This window comes from Pseudarthrobacter sp. BIM B-2242 (assembly GCF_014764445.1).
Lineage (GTDB): Bacteria > Actinomycetota > Actinomycetes > Actinomycetales > Micrococcaceae > Arthrobacter > Arthrobacter luteus_A.
This window is the reverse complement of sequence record NZ_CP061721.1, coordinates 3,952,335-3,976,114: the sequence shown is the minus strand read 5'-3', so window position 1 is coordinate 3,976,114 and position 23,780 is coordinate 3,952,335. Positions and strand designations below refer to the sequence as shown.

The window sequence follows — 23,780 nt, the reverse complement described above, 5'->3', positions numbered from 1 at the left end:
GACACCTCCTGAGCGGCGCCCTAGATTTGCCGTAACGTGAATCACCTTTCAGGTTCACTCGAGATTCTTATCGCACCCACTGCTCAGACCCGCTTTTCGCATCCAGCGGGTTCTCAACGAAAGGCATCCCGTGAAGGATACAAAGAGGTTCCTGCTCGCCGCCGTGATGGTCGCGGGGCTTGCCCTCAGCGCCTGCGCTCCCACCCCCGGCGCCGCCACCCCGGCTGAGTCCGGCAGCACCACGGCCGCCGAGCCGGTTGATGTTGGCATCATCTACTCCAAGACCGGTCCGCTCGCCGCCTACGGCGCCACCTACTACGAGGGTCTGCAGGCAGGCATCGACCACGCCACCGGAGGCACCGGCGAGGTGAACGGAGCCAAGATCAACCTGACCTACGCTGACGACGGCGGTGATCCGGACAAAGCGGTCACGGCAGCCAAGGACCTGATCGGCAAGGGCTACAAGATCATCGGCGGCACCGTGGTCTCCGGCATCGCGCTGAAGCTGGCCGAGCAGGCAGCACAGAACAAGGTCCTCTACATTTCGGGGCCCGCCGCCACCGACGCCATCCAGGGCATCAACAAATACACGTTCCGCTCCGGCCGCCAGAGCCTGCAGGACGTGGCCACCGCCGGCTCCTTCATCGACACCAACGGCAAGAAAGTAGTGGTCTTTGCCCAGGACAACGCGTTTGGCCAGGGCAACGTTGCCGCCGTCAAGGCGGTCCTCGGAGCCAAGGGCGCCACGGTGGAATCCGTCCTCGTTCCGGACGGACAGGAACTGACCCCCTTCGCCCGCCAGCTCGTTGACGCCAAGCCGGACATGGTCTTTGTGGCCTGGGCAGGCGCGACGTCCGGCACCATGTGGCAGACCCTCAGCCAGCAGGGCGCCTTCGACGTCGCGCCGGTGGTCACGGGCCTCGGCGACGCGTCCACCTTCGGCGCCTACGGGGAAGCCACAGCCAAGATCAGCTTCCTGAACCACTACTTCCCGGGCGCTTCGGGCAACGAGGTGGAGAAGAAGATGATTGCCGCCGTCGAGAAGGCCGGCCAGAAGGCTGACCTCTTCACCCCGGACGGTTTCGTGGCCGGTCAGATGATTGTCCAGGCCATCAAGGAGGGCGGCTCTGACGCCGACGCGATGGTCAAGGCACTGGAAGGCTTCAGCTTCGACGGCCCCAAGGGCAAGCAGACCGTCCGTGCCTCGGACCACGCCCTGATCCAGGACATGTACCAGGTCAAGCTCGTCCAGAAGGACGGCGCCTTCAGCCCCGAACTCGTGAAGGTGGTCTCGGGCGAGGCTGTTGCACCGCCCGAAAAGAAGTAGCCGAGGGTGCAGCGCTGTCGAACCGGCAGCGCTGCGCACCTCCCGGACTAACCCAAGTTCCAGCCACACACGAAGGATCCAACGATGGATACCCCAGCCCTGCCTGCCCTCGCGGTGGACGGCCTCGGCCTGCAGATCGGCGGCGCCCGCATCCTCCAGGATGTGAGCTTCGCGGTCGGTGCCGGCGAAATGATCGGCGTCATCGGCCCCAACGGTGCCGGCAAAACCACCCTGTTCAACCTGATTTCCGGGGTGATGCGGCCTACCGAAGGCCGCATCAGCCTGAACGGCAGGGACATCACGGCAGCACCCATCCACCGCAGGGCCAAAGCCGGGCTGGGGCGGACCTTCCAGACCTCCAACCTGTTCCCCCGCCTCAGCGTGCTTGAGAACGTCCGGCTCGCCGCGCAGGCCAAGATCGGCGGCAGCCTCAACCTCCTGCGCTTCCCGTCCGCAACGGATGAAGCCACCCGGATCGCCCGCGGCACCATCAGCGAAGTGGGGCTCGCCGGCCAGCTCACGACGGCGGCCGGTGACCTTTCGCACGGCGAGAAGCGCAAGGTGGAAATCGCCGTACTCCTGGCGACCGATCCCGCGGTCGTCCTCCTGGACGAACCGATGGCGGGCGTCGCGTCCGGGGACGTCCCGTCCCTCACCGCGATCATCCGCGGCATGCACCGCGACCGCGGCTGCACCGTGATGATGGTGGAGCACCACATGGACGTGGTGCTGGGCCTCGTGGACCGGGTGGCTGTGATGCACCACGGCAGCCTGCTCGCGCTCGATAGTCCGGATGCCGTGATGGCCGATCCCACCGTGCAAAGCGCCTACCTTGGAGAACCAGTATGACCCCCGGACCGGCCCAGAGCCCTATCCCCAACGGCCCTATCCCCAACGGCGCCGTTCCAAGGCCCATCCTTAGAATCGAAGGACTCAACGCCCACATCGCCGGCCAGCAGGTGGTGGAAGACGTGTCCTTCACCGTCCCGGCCACCGGCATCACCGCCCTGCTTGGCCGCAACGGCGTGGGCAAGACCAGCACCATCAAGGCCATCATCGGGCTGATCGACCGCAGCGGCACGGTGGAACTGGACGGCGTCCGGGTCGAAAAGGAACCAACGTACAAGATCATCCGCAGCGGCGTGGGCTACGTCCCGGAGGACCGCGAAGTGTTCTCCAAACTCACAGTTGCGGAGAACCTCCGCCTGGCCGAACGTGACGCCGCACCGCGCAGGCAGTTGGTCGAGGAGCTTTTCCCCGACCTGCTGGCCCGCGCAGGCCAGATGGCCGGCACCCTGTCCGGCGGCCAGCAGCAGATGGTGTCCCTGGCACGGGCGCTCCTGAACACCAACAAAATCCTGCTGGTCGACGAACCCACCAAAGGCCTGGCGCCGAAGATCGTGGCCGAAGTGGCCGAGACCCTCGCCGAGGCGGCCAAAACCGTCCCCATCCTCCTCGTGGAACAGAACCTGCAGGTGGTCCGCCAGCTCGCGGAAGGCGCCGTGGTCCTCTCCGGCGGCCGCGTAGTTCATACCGGGAACGCCCTGGAGTTCCTCGACGACGACCCGCTGACGCACCGGCTGCTGGGGGTTTCCACGGAAGCGGCGCACACCGGGACCGCGGCACCCGCGGCGGCAACCGAGAAGGGAGCGGCCCTGTGAGTACTGTTGTCCTCCTGCTCTTCACCGGCCTCGGCCTCGGTGCCCTCTACTTCCTGGTGGCTGCCGGCCTCTCCCTGATCTACGGGCTGATGGGCGTGCTGAACTTTGCCCACGGCGCGTTCCTCACGCTCGGCGCGTTCACCGGCTGGGAAATTGCCCGCCGGACCGGCGCGGACAACTGGTGGACGTTCCTGCTGTCCCTGCTGGTGGGTGCCGTGGCTGGCGCGGTGTTCGCCGCGTTCACCGAGTTTGTCCTCATCCGCCGGCTCTACCAGCGGCACATCGAACAGGTCCTGATCACGGTGGGCCTCTCGCTTGCCGCCGTGGCCCTGTTCGACGGCATCTGGGGCACCGACCCCGTGTTCATCCAGGGTCCCGCCTGGTTCAAGGAGACCACCGAAATCCTGGGCGCCCGCATCCCCAACGACCGCTTCATCTGCATCATCGCCGCCGTCCTGGTGCTGCTGGCCCTGGTGTTCTTCCTCAAGAACACCCGCTACGGCATGATCATCCGGGCCGGCGTGGAGAACCGGTCCATGGTGACGGCCCTTGGCATCGATGTCCGCAAGGCCTTCACCCTCGTCTTCACCATCGGCGGCGCCGCGGCCGGCCTCGGCGGGGTCCTCGCCTCGCACTACTTTGGCTACGTCTCCCCGCTGCTGGGCGGCTCGCTGCTCATCTTCGCGTTCATTGTCACCGTGATCGGCGGCCTGGGGTCCCTGACCGGCGCGGCCATCGCCGCGGTGGCCGTCGCCGTCCTGCAGCAGTTCGCCAACTTCTACCTCGGCGGCACCGGCGACTTCGTTGTGGTGCTGGCCCTGGCGCTTGTCCTGCTGTTCCGTCCCTCCGGCCTGCTCGGGAGAACCTCATGACCACCGAAACCGACGCCACAGAAACCCAGGATACGCAGAGCGCCTCCCCGCACCCGGCGGGGTCCCGCCGCACGGCGAACGACGGCGGTGGCTCGCGCAAACGCTTCACCCGCGGCAAAATGGTGGGCGCCGCCGTCGGAATCGCGGGGATTGTCCTGCTGGTCCTTCTCCCGCTGCTTAACCTGTCCCTGCCCGGGGTGCTGCCGGGGCCCACCTACACCCCGGGATCCCTGCAGCTGCTGGCCATGTGCATGCTGATGGCCGCTGCCGCCCTGACGTACCACCTGCTGCTGGGCGTGGCCGGGCTGCTGTCCTTCGGCCACGCCCTGTATTTCGGCGCCGGCGTCTACGGACTGGCGATCATCCTGCAGAACCTCGATATCCCGCTGCTGCCGGCCATGGGCCTGACCCTGCTGGTGGTGATTGTCCTGGCCCATGTGGTGGGCAGCATCAGCCTGCGGGTCAGCGGCATCCCGTTCGCCATGGTCACGCTCGCCTTCGCCCAGGCGGGGTCTGTGGTGGTTGGCCGCAACCCGGAAGGTGCCACCGGCGGCGACGAAGGCCTCACCCTCCGGACCGACAACCTGCCGGACTTCCTGGTGGGCGTGGTCAACACCCGCAACCTCTACTGGTTGGCGCTGGCCGTGCTGGTGGCTGTGTTCATCATCGTCACGTGGGTGCAGTCCTCCCGCGCCGGCCACGTGGCGGCGGCCGTCCGTGAGAACGAGCTCCGCGTCCGGGTGCTCGGCCTGCAGCCTTATCTGGTCAAGCTGCTGATCTTTGTGGTCTCCGCCGTTCTGGTCTGCATCATCGGCATGGTCTTCCTGCTGCTGCAGAGCGGCGCCGTGCCCCGGGCCGTGTCGGCGGACCTCACCATCACCCTTCTGGTCATGGTGGTGCTGGGCGGCGTGGGCTCCCGCTGGGGCGCGGTGATCGGCGGCGTTTTCTACACCATCCTGGACCAGCGGCTCACCACGCTCGCGAACTCGGACGCCATCGATGCGCTGCCGGACATCCTGCGAGTACCGTTGTCAGAACCGCTGTTTATCCTGGGCACCCTGTTCATCCTGGTGGTGCTCTTCCTGCCCGGCGGCCTCACGGGCACTGCCCAGCGGCTGGCCCGGCGCCGCACCCGGCGCGGCGACCGCGTGCAGAAGTCCCGCGACATCCTGGAGGAGGCAGCATGACCGGCGCACCGGGTCCGGCAGACGGACTGCATACCCTGGGCCGCTGGACCACTGACCGCAGCCTGGCCACCCCCCACCGGATCGCGATCGATGACCGCGGCCTTACCCTGAGCTACGCCGAGCTGGAACGCCGGGCAGCCAACCTCGCGGCAGCACTGCACGCCGCCGGGTACGCCACCGGTGACAGGATCGCCACCCTGACCGGGAACAGCTCGGACCACGTGGTGGTGTTCTTCGCCTGCGCCAAAGCCGGGCTGGTCCTGGTGCCGCTGTCCTGGCGGCTCTCGCCGCGCGAACTCTCCGCCCAGCTCGGACTCGCGGACCCGCAGCTGCTGCTGGTTGAAGATGACCTGGACGCCCTGGCGGCCGCGGCCTGCTCCCTGTTGCCCCAACCGCCGCGGACAGCGGCGCCGGGACCCGGCGGCGTCGAAAAATCCGTGCCCGCCCCCTCTCGGGTGCTCCCCGGCGCGGAAGCCGTCCCCGCTGCCGCGGGGCTGCGGAGCCCAGTGCGCGACGACGACGCCCTCCTGATGGTTTTCACCTCCGGTACCGAGGGGGCCAGCAAAGCCGCCGTCCTGACCCACGCCAACTGCTTCTGGACCAACCTGGCGCTGTCCCGGACCCTGGACATGGCGAGCACCGATGTGGTGCTGGCGGTGCTGCCCCAGTTCCATGTGGGCGGGTGGAACATCCAGCCGCTGCTGGCGTGGTGGGCCGGCGCCACGGTGGTCCTGGAGCGGGGTTTCGAACCGGGCCGGGTGCTGCAGCTGATCGCCGAGCGCCGTGTCACCATGCTGATGGGCGTCCCGACGCAGTACCTGATGCTGGCCGAGCACCCGGACTTCGCGCAGACCGATCTCGGCAGCCTGCGCCATGCCGTGGTGGGCGGGGCGCCAATGCCGGCACCGCTGCTGCGGATCTGGCACCGCCGCGGGGTGGCACTGAGCCAGGGGTATGGCCTGACCGAGGCCTCGCCCAACGTGCTGTGCCTGGCCAACGAGGACGCCGAACGGATGGTGGGCTACTCCGGCAAGCCGTATCCGCACGTCGCGGTGGCCGTCGCTGATCCTGTCACCGGTGAAATCTACGACGGCGCCGCCACGGGCGAACTTTTGGTGGGCGGCCCCGGGGTTTTCGCGGGCTACTTCCGGGACCCTGCCGCCACGGCTGCCGTCCTTGCCGATGGCTGGCTCCGCACCGGCGACCTGGTGGAACGCGACGCCGACGGATACATCAGGGTGGTGGACCGGCTGAAGGACATCTACATTTCCGGCGGCGAAAACGTTGCCCCGGCCGAAGTTGAGGCCGTGCTGCTGGCGCATCCCGCGGTGGCCCAGGCCGCCGTCGTCGGTGTTCCGAACGAACGCTGGGGCGAAAGCGGAGCGGCCTTTGTGGTGGTGCGGGCCGGGATGGCCACCGACGAGCAGGAACTGCTGGAACACTGCGCTGCCCAGCTGTCCGCCTTCAAAGTCCCCGCCAGGATCTCCATGGTGGGAGCGCTGCCCCGCACGGCGCTGAACAAGGTGCTGCGCGCCAGGCTGCGGCAGGAACTCACTAAACACACACGGGCACAAACCACCTACCCGGAAGGAAGCCGGCCATGAGCGCCCAGCCACGCACGGCACGCGGCACCCGCACCCGGGCCAAGCTGCTCGAGGCAGCCGAAACAGTGTTCGCTTCGGTGGGCTACCACGAAGCCTCCATCGTCAAGATCACCGAAGAGGCCGGCGTCGGACTGGGTACCTTCTACCTGTACTTCGACGGCAAGCAGGCCATTTTCGACGAAGTGGTGGAGGACCTCAACCGGCGGGTCCGGCACGCCATGACAGAGGCCGCCCGCAGCGGCAGCACCCGGCTTGAGGCCGAACGGGCCGGCTTTCGGGCGTTCTTCCGGTTCACGGCGCAGCATCCGGCGCTCTACCGGATCATCCGCCAGGCCGAGTTCGTTTCCCCCGGCGCACTGAGGCTGCACTACACCCGGATTGTGGAGGGCTACATCGCCGGGCTGAAGGCCGCGCAGCTTACTGGCGAGGTCCGGGAGATGGATCCAACCGTGGCGGCCTGGGCCCTGATGGGGATCGGCGAACTCATCGGCATGCGCTGGGTGCTGTGGGACGAGGAAGGCGCCGACCCCGTCCCGGGGGCACGCCCGGACGTGCCGGAGGACGTCTTCGAGGAAATGATGCAGTTCATCGAGCGGGCCCTCGCGCCCACGTCCGCCCCGCCCACGCCCGCCCCGAACGAAGGGAATGCCCCATGACGCGAGCAGCCAGCAGCACCGGGTACCGGACCACCGACGTCGAGGTCCGCGGCGGCACCCTGCACACCGCCCTCTGGGGCCCCGACGATCCGCAGGCACCCACCATCCTTGCCGTCCACGGTGTGACGGCGTCGCACAAAGCGTGGCCGTACCTGGCTGAAGCACTGCTCGGCGTCCGGATCATCGCCCCGGATCTGAGGGGCCGCGGCCGCAGCAACTCCCTGCCCGGCCCCTACGGCATGCCCACCCACGCCGAGGACCTGGCCGCGGTGCTTGGTGCGCTCACTACGGGACCGGTGGTCGTCGTCGGGCATTCCATGGGCGCCTTTGCCGCCCTGGTCCTGGCCAACCTGTTTCCGGACCGGGTGCAATCGCTGGTGCTGGTGGACGGCGGACTGCCGTTGCAGGTGCCGGCCGGAATTTCGGACGAGGACGTGGTGTCGGCGGTGCTGGGACCTGCCGCCGAACGCCTGAACTCCACGTTCCCCAGCCGCGAGGTCTACCGGACCTTCTGGCGGCAGCACCCCGCGTTCAGCGCTGACTGGACCCCGCTGGTGGAGGAGTACGTCGACTACGACCTGACGGGGGAGGAGCCCGACCTGAAGCCTGCCACCCGCTACCAGGCCATGGCTGAGGACACCGCCGAACTGCACCGGGGAGCGTCGCTGCTGAAAGCACTGGACGAGCTGGCCGTTGATACCCAGGTGCTTCGCGCGCCGCGCGGCCTGCTCAACGAACCGGCCGCGCTCTATGCACCGGGCTACCTGGAGGGCTGGGCGGCAAAACTGCCGTCCCTCCGCGTCCGCGAGGTGCCCGACGTCAACCACTACACCATCGTGATGGGCCAGGCCGGCGCCCGCGCCGTGGCCAACAGCGTGCAGGAAGCGCTCGCCGTCCGGTAGCCGGCGGGTTGCCAAACGCCAGTCCGGCACCTGACGGGCTGCCAAACGCCGGCCGGGCACCGGCCTGATACGGTGGCGTCCACAACAAGAAGATCAGGCTGGTGCCGTGCGAGATTCCACCCTCCCCTCAACAGAGGCCACCGCCGGGATCCTGCAGCGGCCGTACCTGTGGGTGACCATCGGCGCGTGCTCGCTGGTGTTCCTCGCGGCGTTCGAATCCCTCGCCGTCACCACCATCATGCCCGTGGTCAGCCGCGAACTGGACGGTGCCAGCCTGTATGCGCTGGCCTTCGCCGGGCCGCTGGCCACCGGTGTGATCGGCATGGTGGCGGCCGGAAACTGGTCTGACCGCCGCGGGCCCAAGGTTCCGCTCTACGCTTCGGTGGCCCTGTTCGTACTCGGCCTGATCATCGCGGGCACTGCGCTGTCCATGCCCATGCTGGTCACAGGGCGCCTGGTGCAGGGCCTCGGCGGCGGTGCGCTGACTGTCGCGCTGTACGTGGTGGTGGCCCGTGTCTATCCCGCAGCCCTCCATCCGGGAATCTTCGCAGCCTTCTCCGCCGCGTGGGTGGTCCCGTCCCTGGTGGGTCCGTTCGCAGCCGGCATCGTGGCGGAGGTCCTGAGCTGGCACTGGGTGTTCCTCGGCGTGGTGGGGCTGGTGGTTCCCGCGCTGGTGATGATCGTTCCGGTGCTCCGCGGCATGGACCCGCCGGCAGTGCAGCACACGCCGCCGCCGTGGGCAGTGGGCCGGATTGCCTGGGCTGCGCTGGCCGCGCTTGCCGTCCTGGGGCTGAACCTTTCCGCCGACGTCACCATCGCCGGCGCCCCCGCCGCGCCCGCACTCCTGGCAGCGGCCGCCGTCGTCATTGCCCTGGTTGCCGTGCGCCCGCTGGTGCCGCGCGGAACACTGCTTGCGCGCCGTGGCCTGCCCAGCGTGATTCTGACGCGCGGCCTGGCCGGCGCCGCCTTCTTCGGGGCCGAGGTGTACCTGCCGTACCTGCTGATCGAGGAGTATGCCTTCCCGCCCGCCTTTGCGGGACTGGCGCTCACCATCGGAGCGGTGGCGTGGGCCGGCGCCGCCGCGATCCAGGGCCGCCTCGGCACCCGGCTCCCGCACCGCAGGGCAGTGCGGATCGGAGCCGCGCTGGTGCTGGTGGCCATCGTCCTGGCACTGGCGACGGCGGCGCTCCACCTGGTTGCCGCCGTCGCGATCATCGGCTGGACCATGGCCGGCGCCGGCATGGGGCTGCTCTACCCGCGGCTGAGCGTGATGACGCTGGCGCTGTCCAGCAAGGACAACGAAGGCTTCAACAGCTCGGCCATGTCCATCGCGGACTCCCTGGGCGGCGCGCTCGCGCTCGCCACCACGGGCATTGTGTTCACGGCATTTACGACGACGGCGGAATCGTTCGCAGGGGTGTTCGCACTGGCGGCGGTGGTCGCCGTTGCCGCGGTGGTGGTGGCGCCGCGGGTCAGGTAAGCCGGGTGGCCCTGAGCACGGTGTCGCCGATGACGGCGTCCTGTCCGTCCGGGCCGGTGACGACCCGGTCGCGCGTTGTGTTGACCTCCACCTGCCAGCCGGGGGAGGCAATGCCCAGCTCCTGCACAAGCTGCGCCGGCGTGTAGAACATCTCGTGCGCGGTGTGGGTTCCCCAGGGCGGCAGCCGGTCCGGATGATGCCCGACGACCAGCAGCGTGCCGCCCGGCTTGACCGCCGCAGCGGCCATCCGCAGCGGACCCTGCCAGACGAGGTTGGGGCCGTGCAGGAACTGGGAGGACACCAGATCGTAGGTCTCACCGGGCTGCCACTCGTCCAGGTCGCACTGCTCCCAGTGGATGCGGCTGGGGATGGCGCCCGCCCCCTCGGCATGCACGCTTTCGCGGTCCAGGGCGGCTTTTTCGTGTGTTGCCGCCCGTTCCAGCGCGACGGAGGAAACGTCGACGGCGGTGACCGTCCACCCCTGCTGGGCCAGCCAGATGGCGTCGGCTCCTTCGCCGCAGCCCAGGTCAAGGGCCTTGCCCGGCCGCAGCCCGCCGCATTCGCGGACCAGTTGGGGGTTGGGTTTGCCGCTCCAGATCTGCGGCTTACTCCCGTATTTTTCGTCCCAGGCCTCAGCGGCAGTCTGCTGCCGCTGATCTCCTTCGCGGAGGTCGCCGTCGTGCGCTGAGTGGTGGTGGATGTCGCCCTGTTCAGTCATGTCCCAAGCCTGCCCCGGCCCGCCGCCGAAGGCAACGGTCCCGGCCCAGTGCGCTCCCGGCCCAACTGGGTAGCAGCAGATGCTGTTATGGGCCTCAAACCAGCATCTGCTGCTACCTACATGGGTGGCGGGTGGGGACGAATCGGGGCTATGGGTGCCGGGATGCTATGCTTGTGAAACTTGATGTGCAGTGATGCCCGCTTGCTCCTTCGCCGGAGTCCCAACATTGGGAAGCGGGTTTTTTCATGTGAGAGGCACATCCTGCGTCGATGAACGCGTTCCATTTGGTCCCTGCAGCCGCCCTGAATTGGGCAGCAGCCCGGTTGATCACCTGACTTTTCTTCGGCGAAACCCTTGAGCCAACCGGCATCGGGGGCCGATATCCGCACGGATACCGCCTGAAAGACCTTGAAATCTATGACTACTTTTGCTGCCCTCGGCACGCCCAAGGCCCTTGCCGAGACACTCACCGCCCAGGGAATTGTTGAGCCGTTCCCCATCCAGGTCAAGACCCTCCCGGACACCCTGGCCGGACGCGACGTCCTGGGCCGCGGCCGCACCGGCTCCGGCAAGACCATCGCTTTCGCCATCCCGCTTGTAGCACGACTCGCTGAGCGGGAAGCCAAGCACTTCCGCAAGCCCGGCCGCCCCATGGGCCTGGTCCTCGCACCGACCCGCGAGCTGGCCACCCAGATCAACGCCACCATCGAGCCGATGGCCAAGGCCATGGGCCTGAACACCACCGTGATCTACGGCGGCATCTCCCAGGCCCGCCAGGAAAAGGCCCTGCGCGCCGGCGTCGACATCGTCATCGCCTGCCCGGGCCGCCTGGAGGACCTGATCCGCCAGCGCATCCTGACCCTCGAAGCCGTTGAGGTCACCGTCCTGGACGAGGCCGACCACATGGCCGATCTCGGCTTCCTGCCCGTGGTCAAGAAGCTCATGGACATGACCCCCAGCCAGGGCCAGCGCCTGCTCTTCTCCGCCACACTGGACAACGGTGTGGACAAGATCGTCCAGCGCTACCTGTCCAACCCGCTGACCCACTCCGTGGATGATCCGCAGGCCGCGGTCACCACCATGGAACACCACGTGCTGGTGGTCAACGACCAGACCGTCAAGAAGCAGCTGATCGTCGAGCTCGCCTCCGGTGCCGGCCGCCGCGTACTTTTCATGCGGACCAAGCACCACGCCCGCAAGCTCGCCAAGACCCTGACCGACGCCGGGATCCCCGCCGTCGATCTGCACGGCAACCTCTCGCAGAACGCCCGTGACCGCAACCTGGCCGAGTTCTCCTCCGGCGACGTCCGCGTCCTGGTGGCCACCGACGTCGCCGCCCGCGGCGTCCACGTGGACGACGTCGAACTGGTAATCCACGTGGATCCGCCCACAGAGCACAAGGCCTACCTGCACCGCTCAGGCCGTACCGCCCGCGCAGGTTCGGACGGCACCGTTGTGACGCTGACCCTCCCGGAGCAGCAGAGCGACGTCAAGAAGCTGATGAAGGCTGCCGGCGTCGAGGTTAACTTCGAGCGCGTCACCGCCAACTCCCCGCTGGTCGCTGACCTCGTGGGCGAAATGGCCGACAAGATCGATCCCCGCACCCGTGCGGCACTGCTGGCCACCAAGGCCAGCCAGCAGGGCGGCGGTAGCTCCACCGGTGCCAACGCCGAGCGCAAGCGCGCCCGCCGGAGTGGCCAGGCCGCTCCGACCGCGGGTGGCCGCGGCGGCCGCGGCGGACGTGGACGCGTCTCCGCCGAGGCTCCCCGCACCGATCTGCCCCGTGCAGAGCGCCGCGCCGTGGCTTACGAAGGCCGCACCGAGGCACGCGCAGCATTTGACCGCGTGGCAGAGCAGAACGAGGACCGCGCCATTGCGGCCGCCGCTGCTCGCCGCAACGCCCGCGGCACCACTGGTTCAACGCACCGCAACGACGTCCCCGGGGCAGGCGGCCGTGCGTCGGCCGGCCGCGGTTCAGACGGACGCAGCTCTGAGGGCCGCACGGATTCCCGCATCACCCGCAGCGATGCTCCCCGCGGCGGAACCGGTCGTCCGGCTTCCTCCGGCCGTCCGGCGTCGTCCGGCGGCCAGCGTAACGGCCGTCCGGCAACGGGCCAGCGCGCAGCCGGCGCCCGCACCGCAGGTGCAGGGGCAGGTGCCCGGACCGGTGGGTCCGGCCAGCGCTCCGCAGGCGCGGGAGCAGCCAGCGGCGGCAACGCCGGCAACAAGGCTGTCTGGTCCTCCAACACCGGTGGTACGTCGGGTGGATCGTACGCAGGCAACGGCGGCAGCGGCCGTCCGGCCCGCAGCGGCCCCCGCCGTGCATCGGCTCCGGCTTCGAACGAACGCCGCAGCCGCTAGGCCCCAACCGTTCCCTAACCTCGCAAGCTCGGTCAGGGAACCCGGCGGTCGTGGGCCCACGCTTTAAACACCATCGAGTGCTCCCCACCGGCACCCTAGCCTCGCAAGCTCCCCCAGGGAACCCTGCCGGCGTGGGCCCAGACCGCCGTTTAGAAGGTTCATAACGGCAGTTACGGAGCACTCGATTGGTTGTTAACCGGCCTACCAGCCGCGGGCGCGCCACTCGTCAAGGTGCGGGCGTTCGGCGCCGAGGGTGGTGGGTTTCCCATGGCCCGGGTGCACCAGGGCGTCGTCCGGGTAAGCGTCGAACAGCCGCTCGCTGACGTCATTAATCAGCTGGGTGAACCGCTCGGGATCCTTCTGGGTGTTGCCCACGCCGCCGGGGAAGAGTGAATCCCCGGCGAAGATGTGGGCGGGCCCGGCCGGGTCCTGGTAGACAAACGCGATGGATCCCGGCGTGTGCCCGCGCAGGTGCACGGCGGTCAGGTCGAAGCCCTCGAAGTTGCCCACGTCGCCGTGACTGAGCAGCACGTCCACTCCTACTGGCAGCGCCTCGGCGTCGTCTGTTCCGGCAGCGGTGCGAGCTCCGGTTGCCTCCACAAGCTCCTTCAGCGCGCGGACGTGGTCCCAGTGCTGGTGCGTGGTGGCGATCAGTTTCAGCGCGGGCGTTGCCGTGGTGTCCGCGGCGGCGTCGCGCAGCAGGTGCCGGATGGCCGGAAAATCATCCGCGGCATCGATCAGCACCTGCGCGCCGCTGGCTTTGGCGGTCAGGAGATACACATTGTTGTCCATCTCGCTGACCGAAATCCGGCGGATGGTGATGTCCTGTAGGTCGTGAATGAGCGTGTCCATGGGCTTCAGTCTAGGCATGGCCCTGTTATTCGCGGCCTTGGGACACCCACGTGGGATCCGCCGAGCGGGAGCCGACGACGGCGTCCGCGGCCTGGTCCAGCGCCGCCAGTTGCGTCGGCGTAAAGGCAAGGGACAGGGCACCCAGGTTCTCGTCGATCCGGTGCGTTTTGCGCGTGCCGGGGATGGGAACGACGGGCAGGCTCAGGCGCTTCCCCTGTTCCAGCAGCCAGGCCAGGGCCACCTGCGCCGGTGTGGCGGAAAGCTCCGCAGCAACCGTCCGGACGGTGGCCACCACTGCCTGGTTTGCGTCGGCGGCATCCTCTGCGAAACGGGGGATCCGGCGTCGGAAGTCCTGCGCTCCGAGGCTGGACGCGTCGACGGTGCCGGTGAGGAATCCCCGGCCCAGCGGCGAATACGGCACAAAGCCCACGCCCAGGGCGGCCGCGGCCGGAACAACGTTGCGTTCCACGTCGCGGCTCCAGATGGACCACTCGCTCTGCACTGCGGCGATCGGATGTACCGCGTGGGCTTCGGCAAGCTCCTGCGCGGTCACCTCAGACAGGCCAAGGTGTTTGACCTTGCCCTGCTGTACCAGCCCCGCCATGGCCTCCACGGTTTCCACTATCGGAACGCGGAGGTCACGGCGGTGCATGTAGTACAGGTCGATCACGTCAGTGCCGAGCCGTTTCAGGCTGCGGTCCACGGCCTGCCGGATGTAGGCGGCGTCGCCCCGGATCTCCGTGTAGCCGTCCGTCGGCGTGCCAACGAGGGAGAACTTGGTGGCAAGCTGCACCTCGTCCCGCCGGTCCTTTAGCAGTTGCGCGATGAGTTCCTCGTTGCTGCCCCCGCCATAGATGTCCGCGGTGTCAATGAAGCTGACGCCGGCGTCCACGGCATGGTGCAGCGTTGTGAGGGCCTCCTGCGGATCAACCTCGCCATAGACCGGCGTGAGGGCCATGCCGCCGAAGCCGAGTTGGCTGACGTTGAGGCCGTCGCCGAGGTGTACCGATGGTCCAGTCATGAGTGTGCTCCGTTCGTTGGGGGCTCTTGAGGCGGTGCGTTTCCCAGCCAAGAACCCCGCCGTGTGCAGAGGTATTCCGCGCCCACCCATCCATTGGCGAGGTCTCGGTGCTTTGGGCGACGCTTAGCGCCGAGATGTCGCCGCTCGATGAGAAAACCTAGCCCCAGGGGATGATCCGGTCCGCTCCCTGGCGCATGGCGTCGATCAGCACGGCGTTGGCCTCATCGGGACCCGATGCCCAGGCTTGCGCGGCAGCCCGGTCCATCCCGAACTCCACGTGCCGGTCCACCAGCCGGGCCAGCCGCAGGGCCGCAGGCGTGTCCATAAACCAGACCTCGTCCAGCTGGGCCCGGACCTGCTTCCACTCAGGAGTGTCCGCCAGCAGGTAGTTACCCTCGGTGATCACCAGGGGAACAGCCGCGGGGACGGCGATGGACGCGGCCACGGGCTCGTCAAGAGTCCGCCGAAACTCGGGAGCGTAGACCACCGACTCGTCCCGGCGCACCAACCGCTGCAACAGCGAGAGGTACCCGCCGACGTCGAACGTGTCCATGGCGCCCTTGCGCTGCCGCAGCGGGGTTCCGTCGATGATCGCGTTGCCCAGGTGGAAGCCGTCCATGGGCACCACGACGGCCAGGTCGGGGCCGAACTCCTGCTGCAGCCGGGCCGCGAACGTGGACTTGCCGGAGCCCGGTGCGCCGGTGATGCCCAGCAGGATCCGGCGTCCGCCGTCAAGCCCGCCGTCAAGCCCGCCGGCGTGCCCACCGCCGTCGAGCCGGTGCCTCAGCGTATCCATGGCCAGGGAGATTTCGGGGGAGTCCATGGCAAAAGCCTAGACCGGCTGCTTCTCCCGGGCTTTGGTGTCAGCCGGCAGGGACTTCAGCCCGGCTGCGCAGCCTACAATCCCCGCGATGAACAACACTTTCAGGAGGCTGAAAGGTTCGACGCCGGTGGCCATGGCCCAGCCCACCGTCAGGGCCGCCCCGATGCCTACCCAGACGGCGTAGGCGGTGCCGAGGGGAATGCTCCGGATGGCCAGCCCCAAACCGATCATGCTCAGGGTGGTGGTCACGGCGAACACCGCGGTGGGGAGGGGAACGGAGAGGCCGTTGGACAGGCCCAGGGCCGTGGCCCAGACGGCTTCGAGGACGGCGGAGGCCAGCAGCAGCAGCCACGCAACGGAACGCTTGGTCATCACGCCACCACCTTCAGGCCAACCACGCACGCGGCGATGCCGGTGAGCAGCAGCAGGCGCGCCGTCGTCGGACGTTCAGCCTTGGTGATCATGGCGTAGGCGGAGGTCAGCACCACGCCCACGCCCACCCACACTGCGTACGCGGTACCGGTGGGGATGGTCTGCATGGCAAAGGCGAGTCCGGCCATGCTGGCGAGGACGGAGACAAGGAACAGGAGTGCGGGGGCGATGCGGCGCTGGCCGGTGGCTTGGAAGGTCCGGTGCAGAGCCGCGGCCCAGACGGCCTCGAGCGCCCCGGAAAAAATGAGGATTATCCACGACATGACAAGATCCTTTGGCCAGTCTTGTCGCGTGCCGGGTACTGAACCGTCGTCCGGAGGCCCGTTTGCGGGGCCTTGATTTCCAGCGTAGCAAACCCCGACGGCGGGTGGCCGGGTTGGTGGCCAGCCTCACCGCCGGGGTCCGGGCCCAAGTAGGTAGCGCTATCTGTCGTTACGAGCGCTCAAAACGACAGATAGCGCTACTCAGTTGGGGGAGGGGGAGGCTAGAGCGCGCCGCCGGCCGCCGGCGGGGCGGAGGAATCGCGGCCGCCGTCGCCGATGGTCTCGCGGGCGATGAAGTTCTCAATGTCGAACAGGTTGTCCGCTCGCTCGGCGATGTTCAGGAGGGTGGTCATGGAGGCGACCTCCTCCACCTGCTCCTTGAGGAACCAGAGCATAAACTGCTCACCCAGGGCGTCGTCCTCGGCGCGGGCGGCACGGAACAGGGCCTCGATGTTGCCCGTCACTTCCTTCTCCTGCTGCAGCGCCAGGGCCAGCGGCTCGGTCACCGAGGAGAAGTCGTTGCGGACGGCGGGGACGCCCGGGATGGAAAATTCGATGTCGCGGTCCAGCATGTACTGCACCATCATCATCGCGTGGTTCCGTTCCTCCACGGACTGGCGGTAGAAGTAGCGGGCCAGCTGCGGGAGATCCTGGTTGGCGAACCACGTGGCCACGGCAATGTACTGCTGCGAGGCCGCGAATTCGTTGCCGATCTGGGTGGACAGGAGCGCGTTGAAGGGTGTGGAAGTCATAGCCCGAGTCTAGGAGCGCCGCCAGCGGCTGACCAGTGTGGGAAGGCTCAGATAACGAAGGCGAGGCTAGCCTGCAGCCGCGTCAGCCCGCCACGCGATCGATCGAAACGACTGCCAGGAAGCCGCGGCCCAGGATCTCGGGGGAGCGGACATCGGAACCCACGACGGCGTCATAGCGGTTGAGTGCCTCGGGTTCCGCGGGGGCGGCGGCTGTGTCGCCGTCTTCGGCGTTTTCCGTAACTTCGGCGGCGCCCGGACTGACGGTGGCCTGCCCCTGCAGGAGGACCGCGAGCTGGCCCTCAAAGACCGGATGCGCGCGCTTCTTGGACAGCTCGATGATGGACGTGAACCCCTTGAACGAGTCCGCCCGTGTGATGACATTGAGGTTCCGGATGTCGCCGGTGGGCAGGGCGCCGTGGGCAGCCGCTTCGCCGGAGAAGCGGAACGGCCGGTACTTTTCCAGCGGATGCTCGGCACCGTCCACCGTCAGCAGGAGCAGCTCGCCGTCCACCACGGTCAGGACCCGTTCCATGCCCGGGAACGCCGAGAAGTCGCCGGCCTTGGTGAGATCTGCGATGCTGACGCGCCAGTCCCAGGCGCCGTCCTGCGCGGAGGCTGCCTTGGGGTGGCTGGCGAGTTCGCGGGTTACCCCGCCGCCGTTGCGCCACGGTTCGGACCTGAGTTCTGCGAAGCGGATGATCTCCATCAGTCCAGCCTAGTTCGTGGGCGGGCCGGGCCACGCAGGCCGGTCCACTCGTGGCATGCTGAGTGGATGTGCCCAGGGATCACGGATGAGCAGAGCCGGCTACTGGCATCCTGGCTCGGTACATTCAGCGTGGTGGGGGACTACAGCTGGCCCCTGCAGGACACCGCCGTCCTCCACGTTGACACGCCCCGCGGCGACGAATTCGTCATCAAGGCGAGCACCACCAGTCACCATATCCGCCGCGAAATCGCAGCCCATGGCATCGGATTCGAGGGGCTGACCGGCCGCGTTCCGGTACTGCGGCACGCCTCCGCGGAGGCCGGCATCCTGGTGACGGAGTTCCTGCCCGGGACCCTCGTGGAGGGCACGCAGGCCGAAATTGCCCCGGAAACGTACCGCCAGGCCGGGGAACTTCTGAAGAAAATTCACAGACCAGCAGGGGTCTCCGGCCACTATGCCAGGGCCCTAAGGGCCAAAACCCACTCCTGGATGAAGCGCGCCCACGGGCTCGTGCCGGAAGGGCAGATCGGTAGTCTCGCGAGGGAGCTGGAGGCGCTCGAACCGGGTGCCGTGGAGCTCGTGACCACGCACGGCGACTACCAGCCGCGGAACTGGCTCCAGGAGAACGGGCAGGTCAAGGTCATCGATTTTGGCCGGGCGGACAAGCGTCCGTGGGTGCACGACCTCGTGCGGCTCAGCCACCAGCAGTTCGTTGGCAGGCCCGAACTGGAAGCGGCGTTTTATGACGGCTATGCACGGATGGTGGGAGCCAGCGAGACGGACCTCTGGCGTTTGGAACACCTGAACCAGGCCATCGGCACGGTGGTCTGGGCCAACCAGGTGGGGGATGCCGCCTTCGAACAGGCCGGACGGACCATGCTGGAGCGCGTGTTGTCGGGCCCCTAAGGCAGCACCTCTCGGCGCGGCCCCTATTCCCTGCTAGTGTCCTCCCGGGGGACACTGCGAAGACAGCCTGAAGGAGCCCGGAATGTTCGTCAAAATATGTGGTCTCAGTACATCGGAATCGGTCCGCGCTGCCGTCGAGGCCGGGGCTGACGCCGTTGGGTTTGTGCTGACCGCGAGCCCGCGGGCGGTCTCACCGTCCCAGGTTTCCGGCCTCCTGGCCGACGTGCCTGCCGGAGTGGCCGCCATCGGAGTGTTCCGGCACGAACCTGTGGCCGACGCCCTTGCAATCGCCCGCGCCGCCGGACTCGAGTGGATCCAGCTCCACAGCGACGTCACCCCTGAAGACGTCAAGACGGTGCACGACGCCGGCATGAAGCTGATCCGGGCGGTCACCATGGCGGCCACTGCGGACGCGTTCGCCGACTGGGGCGAGGACGTCCTGCTGATCGACGCCGCCGTCCCCGGTTCCGGAGAGACCTGGGACTACGCCTCCATGGCGGACGTCACCGAGCTCCAGGGCCGCAACTGGCTGCTGGCGGGCGGGCTGAGCCCGGACAATGTCCGCGAGGCCGCCGCAGCCTCCGGTGCGTGGGGCGTGGACGTCTCCTCCGGCGTCGAGGCCTCGCGTGGGGTGAAGGACGTGGAGAAGATCAGCGCTTTCGTGAAGGCCGCCAAGGGGTAGTCCGCCACGGCCATCGCGGCCGGGATTTCAGGGCACAATCAGGGCAGACCCCTACGTTGTTGTCGGACCCCGCGGGGCACAATGGACAGATGAAGACACTGCTCAACATCATCTGGCTGGTTTTCGGCGGACTGTGGCTAGCCTTGGGCTACTTCCTGGCCGGCATCATCTGCTGCCTGCTCATTGTGACCATCCCGTGGGGCATCGCCTCCTTCCGGATTGCGGCGTACACGCTTTGGCCGTTCGGACGCATGGTGGTGGACAAGCCCGGCGGTAACGGCGTCTTCTCGCTCGTGGGCAACGTCATCTGGCTGCTGGTGGCGGGCATCTGGATCGCGATCGGCCATGTGGTCACGGCCTTCGCCATGGCCATCACCATCATCGGCATCCCGCTGGCCATCGCCAACCTGAAGCTCATTCCGGTGAGCCTGATGCCGCTGGGCAAACAGATTGTGCCCGCCAACACGCCGTTCATTACCGCGTACCGCTAGCCGGCGCGCAGCACGCGTTGCCGTCCGGACGTGCGACGCTTAGGCCAGCTCGCCCTGTAGGTTCCGGCGGGCAGCATCCAGCCACAGATCCCGGGCCCGCGCGGTGTGGAAGAGCGGGTCCAGTGCCAGCAGCCGGCGTACGACGGCGGCGCGTCCCGCCGCGAAGTCTGCGTCGCCGATGTGTGCGTAGTCTTCCCGGACGGCCGCCACATACCGGGCGTACGGCTCAGGCTCGCCGCCGAGGACCGAGAGGTCCGCGTCGCACAGGAGGGCGCCGTCGTCGTCCCCTGCTTCCGGTTGGTGATCAGAGGTCAGCCGAACCAGCCGGGCCACTTCCTCCACCTCGGCCGGCGGAAGCCCCGCGTCAGCCAGCCGGTCCTCGGCCAGCCGGGCCGATTCTTCCTCGTCCTGGCCTGCGATCCCGCGGTAGACGGCATCGTGGAACCAGGCTGCCAGCAGCACGGTGCGCGGCGGGTCGGCGGGATCGGTGAGCAGGTCCAGGGCCTCGAGCACAGCCAGGAGGTGGGTGCGGCCGTGGTACTTGCGGTGATCTTCGCCCCACCGGTCCAGCAGGTCCAGGAAGAGGGCATCGTGGCCGGGCATGATGCTTTCCCACCGGTTCAGGAGCGGCAGTTTCAAGGATTTGCTTCGCTGCCGGGCGGGGATGCGGAGCCCGCTGGCGATCAGCCTGCGGACCAGGATCCGGGCCTCGACGGGGATGGCGCCCGCGGCCACAAGGTCATCAAACCGACGCTCGGGGACGTCGTAATGGTCGCCGTCGAACGCCCGCTCCGGGATGCCGGCCGCTGCCGCAAAGGCGTGCAGCTCCGTCAGCGAGGTGTCCGAGATAAGGTGCGAAAAGTGGGTGTCGTGGGCAGGCCACAGGGGCGGATCCAGGTAAATCGCCATGAAGGAAGTCTAGTTCGGGCCGGTCTGCGGGCTGGAACGCACGGGCACGAAAGGGAAACACAGGATCAGGAGCCCGCCGGGAGGATGTTCTGGTTGCCTTGGAACACGTTCTTGGGGTCGAAGTCGCGCTTGACCCTGGCCAGCCGTGCATAATTGCCGTTGCCGAAGGCGGCCCGGATCCGGTCCTGCCCCTCGTTGCCGATGAAGTTCAGCCACACCCCGCCGGTGGCATAGGGTGCGATTTTCTCGCGGAAATCCTTTACCCAGGCCTTGGCCCGCTGGCCTTCTTCGGGTGTGGGGGAGATGCCGTATGGATGGCTGACCCAGGCGGCATTGCGGTTGATCAGCGGAGTGGCCGCGGCCGCGTTACCGCCTACGGCGCCGCCCCAGCGGGCGATCAGCTGCTGTGAGGTGGCATCGGGGAGGTTCCGGGCCGAGTCCACAAAGAGGTCCAGGGCGGCATCGGGCAGTTCGTCGTGATAGTCCGCGCTCCAGTAGTTGTAGTGGTCCGGCGGGTCATCCAGGGAGCCGTTGAAGTCTGCGTAGGGTGTGTCACTTACCAGGTCGATGGCCGGGCCGAGTTCGCGGAACGGCCTGGCGTGTTCGGAGCCTTCCTCGGGATCTCCGGCGTAGACGTAAACGATGAGCGGGGCCATCTTTCCGACCATCCGCTCCGGCACAAAGGGTTCGGCGGGTGCGGTCACGTAGAGGAGCCCCAAGCCCACGCCGTCCGGTGCCGCGAGGGCCAGGTCGCGGAACGCACGCGAGACATCCCGGGCCTCCTCGCCGGGCCACAGCCACATCCCGGCATGCACCACGGGGCTCAGGCGGTGCGCCTGGAACGTGAAGGACGTGGCCACACCGAAGTTCCCGCCGCCGCCGTGCAGGGCCCAGAAGAGCTCCGGATTCTGTGTGGCACTCGCGGTGACCCTGTCGCCGTCGGCCGTCACCAGGTTCACCGAGACGAGGCTGTCGCAGGCGAAGCCGTAGGAGCGTTCCAGCCAGCCCGATCCGCCGCCCAGCGTGAAACCGGCGATGCCGGTGGTGGACGCGCGCCCGCCGGTGACCGCAAGCGCGTGCTCCTGGGTGGCGCGGTCGAACTCGCCCCAGGTGACGCCCGCACCCGCGGTGACGATGCCGGACTCCGGGTCCACGTCGATCGATTTCATGGGCCGGACGTCGATCACCAGGCCGCCGTCGTTCGTGGACATGCCCGCCACCGAGTGCCCGCCGGCCCGGACGGCAATCGGGAGGGAAATGCCGCGGCCGTATAAGAGGGCCTCGGCCACGTCTTCGTCGTTGGAGCACTGGGCGATGATGGCCGGGCGCCTGTCTATCATGGCGTTGAAGACCTTGCGGGCCTGGTCAAAATCGGGGCTGTCAGGCTTAACCCACTTCATCACAAACGCTCCTCAGCGACTGCGGCCCCTCCCCTCCCCATAGCGTAGGACGGCCGCCCGGGAAGTTTCTATAGTCATCCGCTGACCTGCGGTTACTCCGCAGCGTGAAGCGTGCCGGAAGCGTTGATATTCCGCCGGGGACGGGGGATGATCAGCACCTATGGCCAGGCGCCCACGGGCATCGGGAGGTTGAGATGGACGCACCAGGCGGTGACCTCGAAGGGGAACCGGAATCCCTCTGGCTCGCTTCCGCGGAGGACACCGGCTATCCGGCTCTAGACAGGGATCTGGAGGCGGATGTAGCGGTGATCGGGGCCGGCATCGCAGGGCTGACGGCCGCGCTGGCGCTCAAACGGGCCGGGCGAACCGTCGCGGTCATCGAGGCGGCCCGCGTCGGAACCGGTGTCACCGGCCACACCACCGGCAAGGTCACCTCCCTGCACCGGCTTGCCTACACCGAGCTTGACCGCATCCACGGCACCGGGACGGCGCGCGTCTACGGCGAGGCCAACCAGGCGGCGATCGGCCACATACAGCGGGTGGTGGCTGAGGAGGGCATCGACTGTGACCTTCACGTGGTCAGCAATTACACCTACGCCGAAACCGACGACGCCCTGGAGCGTGTCCGTGCCGAAGCCGCCCTCGCCGCACGCCTGGGCCTTCCCTCGGCGTTCACCACGGACGTGCCTTTGCCGTTCCCGGTCAAGGGCGCGGTCCGTTTCGACGGGCAGGCACAGATCCATGCGGTCAAGTACCTCCAGGGCCTGGCCCGCGCGGTCCACGGCGACGGCAGCTTCGTTTTCGAGCAGACCCGCGCGCTGCAGGTTCACGACGCCGGCCCGGGCGTGGTGGACACCGAGGGCGGCAGCGTGCGTGCGCGGGACATCATCGTCGCCACAAACGTGCCGTTCGGCGACGACGCCTTCGGCTCACGGTGCCGGCCGCACCGTTCCTACATCGTCGCCGGACGTGTGGACGGCCCGCCGCTGGACGCTACGTTCATCAGCGTGGACGAACCGATGCGTTCCATCCTTACTGTCAGCGCCGACGTCGGTGCCGGCGGCCGGAATTACGTGCTGGTGGGCGGCGAAGGCCATCCCGTGTCCGAGGCGGGCGACACCGCCGGCCGGTACAACAGGCTGGCCGCCTTCGCCCGTGACAGGCTCGGCGTGAACAACGTCGCCTACCGGTGGTCAACCCAGGACAACATGCCGGTGGACGGGCTGCCCTACGTCGGGCTGATGTCCGCCGATGCCCGGCACGTGTACGTCATCACCGGGCTGCGCAAATGGGGCCTGACCAATGGAACAGCTGCCGCCCTCATGCTGGCCGACACCATCAGCGGGAGGGTTAACCCCTGGGCCGCGGTGTTCGACAGCAACCGGGCAACGCCGGACAGCCCTGCCACCGCGGAAGGCACAGCCTCCCCGGAAGACGTTGCCGGAGCGGAAAACGACACGAACCAGTCCGGGGAAGCCAGCCCGGTGACACCGGACCGGATCACGCTGGCCCCCGGCGAGGGAACGGTCCTTGACGTTGCAGGCAAAAGTACCGCCGTCTACAAAGACGCCGACGGAATCATCCATTCCCTGTCCGCCATCTGCACCCATCTTGGCTGCACGGTCGAGTTCAACCCTGCCGACACCACCTGGGACTGCCCCTGCCACGGTTCCCGCTTCGCCGTTGACGGCACCGTCATCCATGGCCCGGCCAACAGAGACCTCCCGCCAGGACCGGAACACCTTCCGGAGAGCCTCACCTAGGGAAGAAGCCGC

At 68.0% G+C, this 23,780-nt stretch carries 24 protein-coding genes and 1 riboswitch; of the genes, 14 read left to right on the top strand and 10 right to left on the bottom strand.

All coding sequences use genetic code 11. From position 1 onward, the window contains the following. Positions 1–130: 130 nt before the first annotated feature. From IDT60_RS18395 to IDT60_RS18355, 9 genes are all read left to right on the top strand, one after another. A complete protein-coding gene (locus tag IDT60_RS18395; protein WP_223883799.1) occupies positions 131–1,327 on the top strand; it encodes a substrate-binding domain-containing protein in 1,197 nt (398 codons plus the stop codon). An 84-nt stretch (positions 1,328–1,411) separates the two neighbouring features. Next, positions 1,412–2,176: an ABC transporter ATP-binding protein gene (locus IDT60_RS18390; RefSeq protein ID WP_191080156.1), complete on the top strand. Its 765-nt coding sequence runs from the start codon at positions 1,412–1,414 to the stop codon at positions 2,174–2,176. Further along, positions 2,173–2,988: an ABC transporter ATP-binding protein gene (locus IDT60_RS18385; protein WP_191080155.1), complete on the top strand. Its 816-nt coding sequence runs from the start codon at positions 2,173–2,175 to the stop codon at positions 2,986–2,988. The genes IDT60_RS18390 and IDT60_RS18385 overlap by 4 nt, the downstream gene beginning before the upstream one ends. Then, the gene (locus IDT60_RS18380; protein WP_164204423.1) at positions 2,985–3,860 is read left to right on the top strand and encodes a branched-chain amino acid ABC transporter permease; all 876 of its coding nucleotides are present in this window, start codon (positions 2,985–2,987) and stop codon (positions 3,858–3,860) included. Before IDT60_RS18385 ends, IDT60_RS18380 begins: the two co-directional genes overlap by 4 nt. Positions 3,861–3,979: 119 nt before the next feature. Beyond that, the gene (locus tag IDT60_RS18375) at positions 3,980–5,047 is read left to right on the top strand and encodes a branched-chain amino acid ABC transporter permease (RefSeq protein WP_164206678.1); all 1,068 of its coding nucleotides are present in this window, start codon (positions 3,980–3,982) and stop codon (positions 5,045–5,047) included. Continuing rightward, the gene (locus IDT60_RS18370; protein WP_191080154.1) at positions 5,044–6,651 is read left to right on the top strand and encodes a class I adenylate-forming enzyme family protein; all 1,608 of its coding nucleotides are present in this window, start codon (positions 5,044–5,046) and stop codon (positions 6,649–6,651) included. Before IDT60_RS18375 ends, IDT60_RS18370 begins: the two co-directional genes overlap by 4 nt. Beyond that, positions 6,648–7,307: a TetR/AcrR family transcriptional regulator gene (locus IDT60_RS18365; protein WP_191080153.1), complete on the top strand. Its 660-nt coding sequence runs from the start codon at positions 6,648–6,650 to the stop codon at positions 7,305–7,307. Before IDT60_RS18370 ends, IDT60_RS18365 begins: the two co-directional genes overlap by 4 nt. Then, entirely contained in the window at positions 7,304–8,209 is a 906-nt protein-coding gene (locus IDT60_RS18360; RefSeq protein WP_191080152.1) for an alpha/beta hydrolase, read from the top strand. Before IDT60_RS18365 ends, IDT60_RS18360 begins: the two co-directional genes overlap by 4 nt. A gap of 106 nt (positions 8,210–8,315) precedes the next feature. Continuing rightward, positions 8,316–9,689 (top strand): MFS transporter, encoded by a 1,374-nt coding sequence (locus IDT60_RS18355; RefSeq protein ID WP_191080151.1) that lies wholly within the window; start codon positions 8,316–8,318, stop codon positions 9,687–9,689. On the opposite strand, the gene IDT60_RS18350 is transcribed toward IDT60_RS18355, so the two are convergent. After that, entirely contained in the window at positions 9,682–10,407 is a 726-nt protein-coding gene (locus IDT60_RS18350; RefSeq protein WP_191080150.1) for a cyclopropane-fatty-acyl-phospholipid synthase family protein, read from the bottom strand. The genes IDT60_RS18355 and IDT60_RS18350 overlap by 8 nt on opposite strands. A 417-nt stretch (positions 10,408–10,824) precedes the next feature. On the opposite strand from IDT60_RS18350, the gene IDT60_RS18345 reads away from it, so the two are divergent. Next, positions 10,825–12,768 carry a DEAD/DEAH box helicase gene (locus IDT60_RS18345; RefSeq protein ID WP_191080149.1) on the top strand — a complete coding sequence of 648 codons (1,944 nt, stop codon included), beginning with the start codon at positions 10,825–10,827 and terminating at the stop codon, positions 12,766–12,768. Positions 12,769–12,969: 201 nt separating this feature from the next. Here the strand turns inward: IDT60_RS18345 and IDT60_RS18340 are convergent, their stop codons facing one another. The 7 genes from IDT60_RS18340 to IDT60_RS18310 form a co-directional block, all read right to left on the bottom strand. Continuing rightward, positions 12,970–13,620 (bottom strand): MBL fold metallo-hydrolase, encoded by a 651-nt coding sequence (locus IDT60_RS18340; protein WP_191080148.1) that lies wholly within the window; start codon positions 13,618–13,620, stop codon positions 12,970–12,972. A 25-nt stretch (positions 13,621–13,645) separates the two neighbouring features. Then, a complete protein-coding gene (locus tag IDT60_RS18335; protein WP_191080147.1) occupies positions 13,646–14,641 on the bottom strand; it encodes an aldo/keto reductase in 996 nt (331 codons plus the stop codon). 157 nt (positions 14,642–14,798) lie between these two features. After that, positions 14,799–15,464 (bottom strand): nucleoside/nucleotide kinase family protein, encoded by a 666-nt coding sequence (locus IDT60_RS18330; RefSeq protein WP_191080146.1) that lies wholly within the window; start codon positions 15,462–15,464, stop codon positions 14,799–14,801. Between the two features lie 9 nt (positions 15,465–15,473). Then, positions 15,474–15,836 carry a multidrug efflux SMR transporter gene (locus tag IDT60_RS18325; RefSeq protein WP_191080145.1) on the bottom strand — a complete coding sequence of 121 codons (363 nt, stop codon included), beginning with the start codon at positions 15,834–15,836 and terminating at the stop codon, positions 15,474–15,476. Beyond that, complete coding sequence (locus IDT60_RS18320) at positions 15,836–16,159, bottom strand: multidrug efflux SMR transporter (protein WP_191080144.1); 324 nt, start codon at positions 16,157–16,159, stop codon at positions 15,836–15,838. Before IDT60_RS18320 ends, IDT60_RS18325 begins: the two co-directional genes overlap by 1 nt. Before the next feature lie 10 nt (positions 16,160–16,169). Beyond that, positions 16,170–16,235: riboswitch (guanidine-III (ykkC-III) riboswitch) on the bottom strand. A 145-nt stretch (positions 16,236–16,380) separates the two neighbouring features. After that, entirely contained in the window at positions 16,381–16,911 is a 531-nt protein-coding gene (locus IDT60_RS18315; RefSeq protein WP_164204444.1) for a ferritin, read from the bottom strand. 82 nt (positions 16,912–16,993) lie between these two features. Then, complete coding sequence (locus IDT60_RS18310) at positions 16,994–17,617, bottom strand: HutD family protein (RefSeq protein ID WP_191080143.1); 624 nt, start codon at positions 17,615–17,617, stop codon at positions 16,994–16,996. A gap of 66 nt (positions 17,618–17,683) precedes the next feature. Here IDT60_RS18310 and IDT60_RS18305 point away from each other — a divergent pair, with 66 nt between their 5' ends. From IDT60_RS18305 to IDT60_RS18295, 3 genes are all read left to right on the top strand, one after another. Then, the gene (locus tag IDT60_RS18305; RefSeq protein ID WP_191080142.1) at positions 17,684–18,523 is read left to right on the top strand and encodes an aminoglycoside phosphotransferase family protein; all 840 of its coding nucleotides are present in this window, start codon (positions 17,684–17,686) and stop codon (positions 18,521–18,523) included. Positions 18,524–18,605: 82 nt separating this feature from the next. After that, positions 18,606–19,205 (top strand): phosphoribosylanthranilate isomerase, encoded by a 600-nt coding sequence (locus tag IDT60_RS18300; protein WP_191080141.1) that lies wholly within the window; start codon positions 18,606–18,608, stop codon positions 19,203–19,205. 89 nt (positions 19,206–19,294) lie between these two features. Then, entirely contained in the window at positions 19,295–19,696 is a 402-nt protein-coding gene (locus IDT60_RS18295) for a YccF domain-containing protein (protein ID WP_191080140.1), read from the top strand. A 39-nt stretch (positions 19,697–19,735) separates the two neighbouring features. Here IDT60_RS18295 and IDT60_RS18290 read toward each other — a convergent pair whose 3' ends face one another. Both IDT60_RS18290 and IDT60_RS18285 read right to left on the bottom strand, forming a co-directional pair. Then, positions 19,736–20,605, bottom strand: a complete 870-nt coding sequence (locus IDT60_RS18290; RefSeq protein WP_191080139.1) for a DUF4031 domain-containing protein — start codon at positions 20,603–20,605, stop codon at positions 19,736–19,738. 65 nt (positions 20,606–20,670) lie between these two features. Continuing rightward, positions 20,671–22,005, bottom strand: coding sequence for an FAD-binding oxidoreductase (locus IDT60_RS18285; protein ID WP_191082015.1), 1,335 nt, complete (start codon positions 22,003–22,005; stop codon positions 20,671–20,673). 194 nt (positions 22,006–22,199) lie between these two features. Here IDT60_RS18285 and IDT60_RS18280 point away from each other — a divergent pair, with 194 nt between their 5' ends. Beyond that, a complete protein-coding gene (locus IDT60_RS18280) occupies positions 22,200–23,768 on the top strand; it encodes an FAD-dependent oxidoreductase (protein ID WP_191080138.1) in 1,569 nt (522 codons plus the stop codon). The last annotated feature ends 12 nt before the right edge of the window (positions 23,769–23,780 follow it).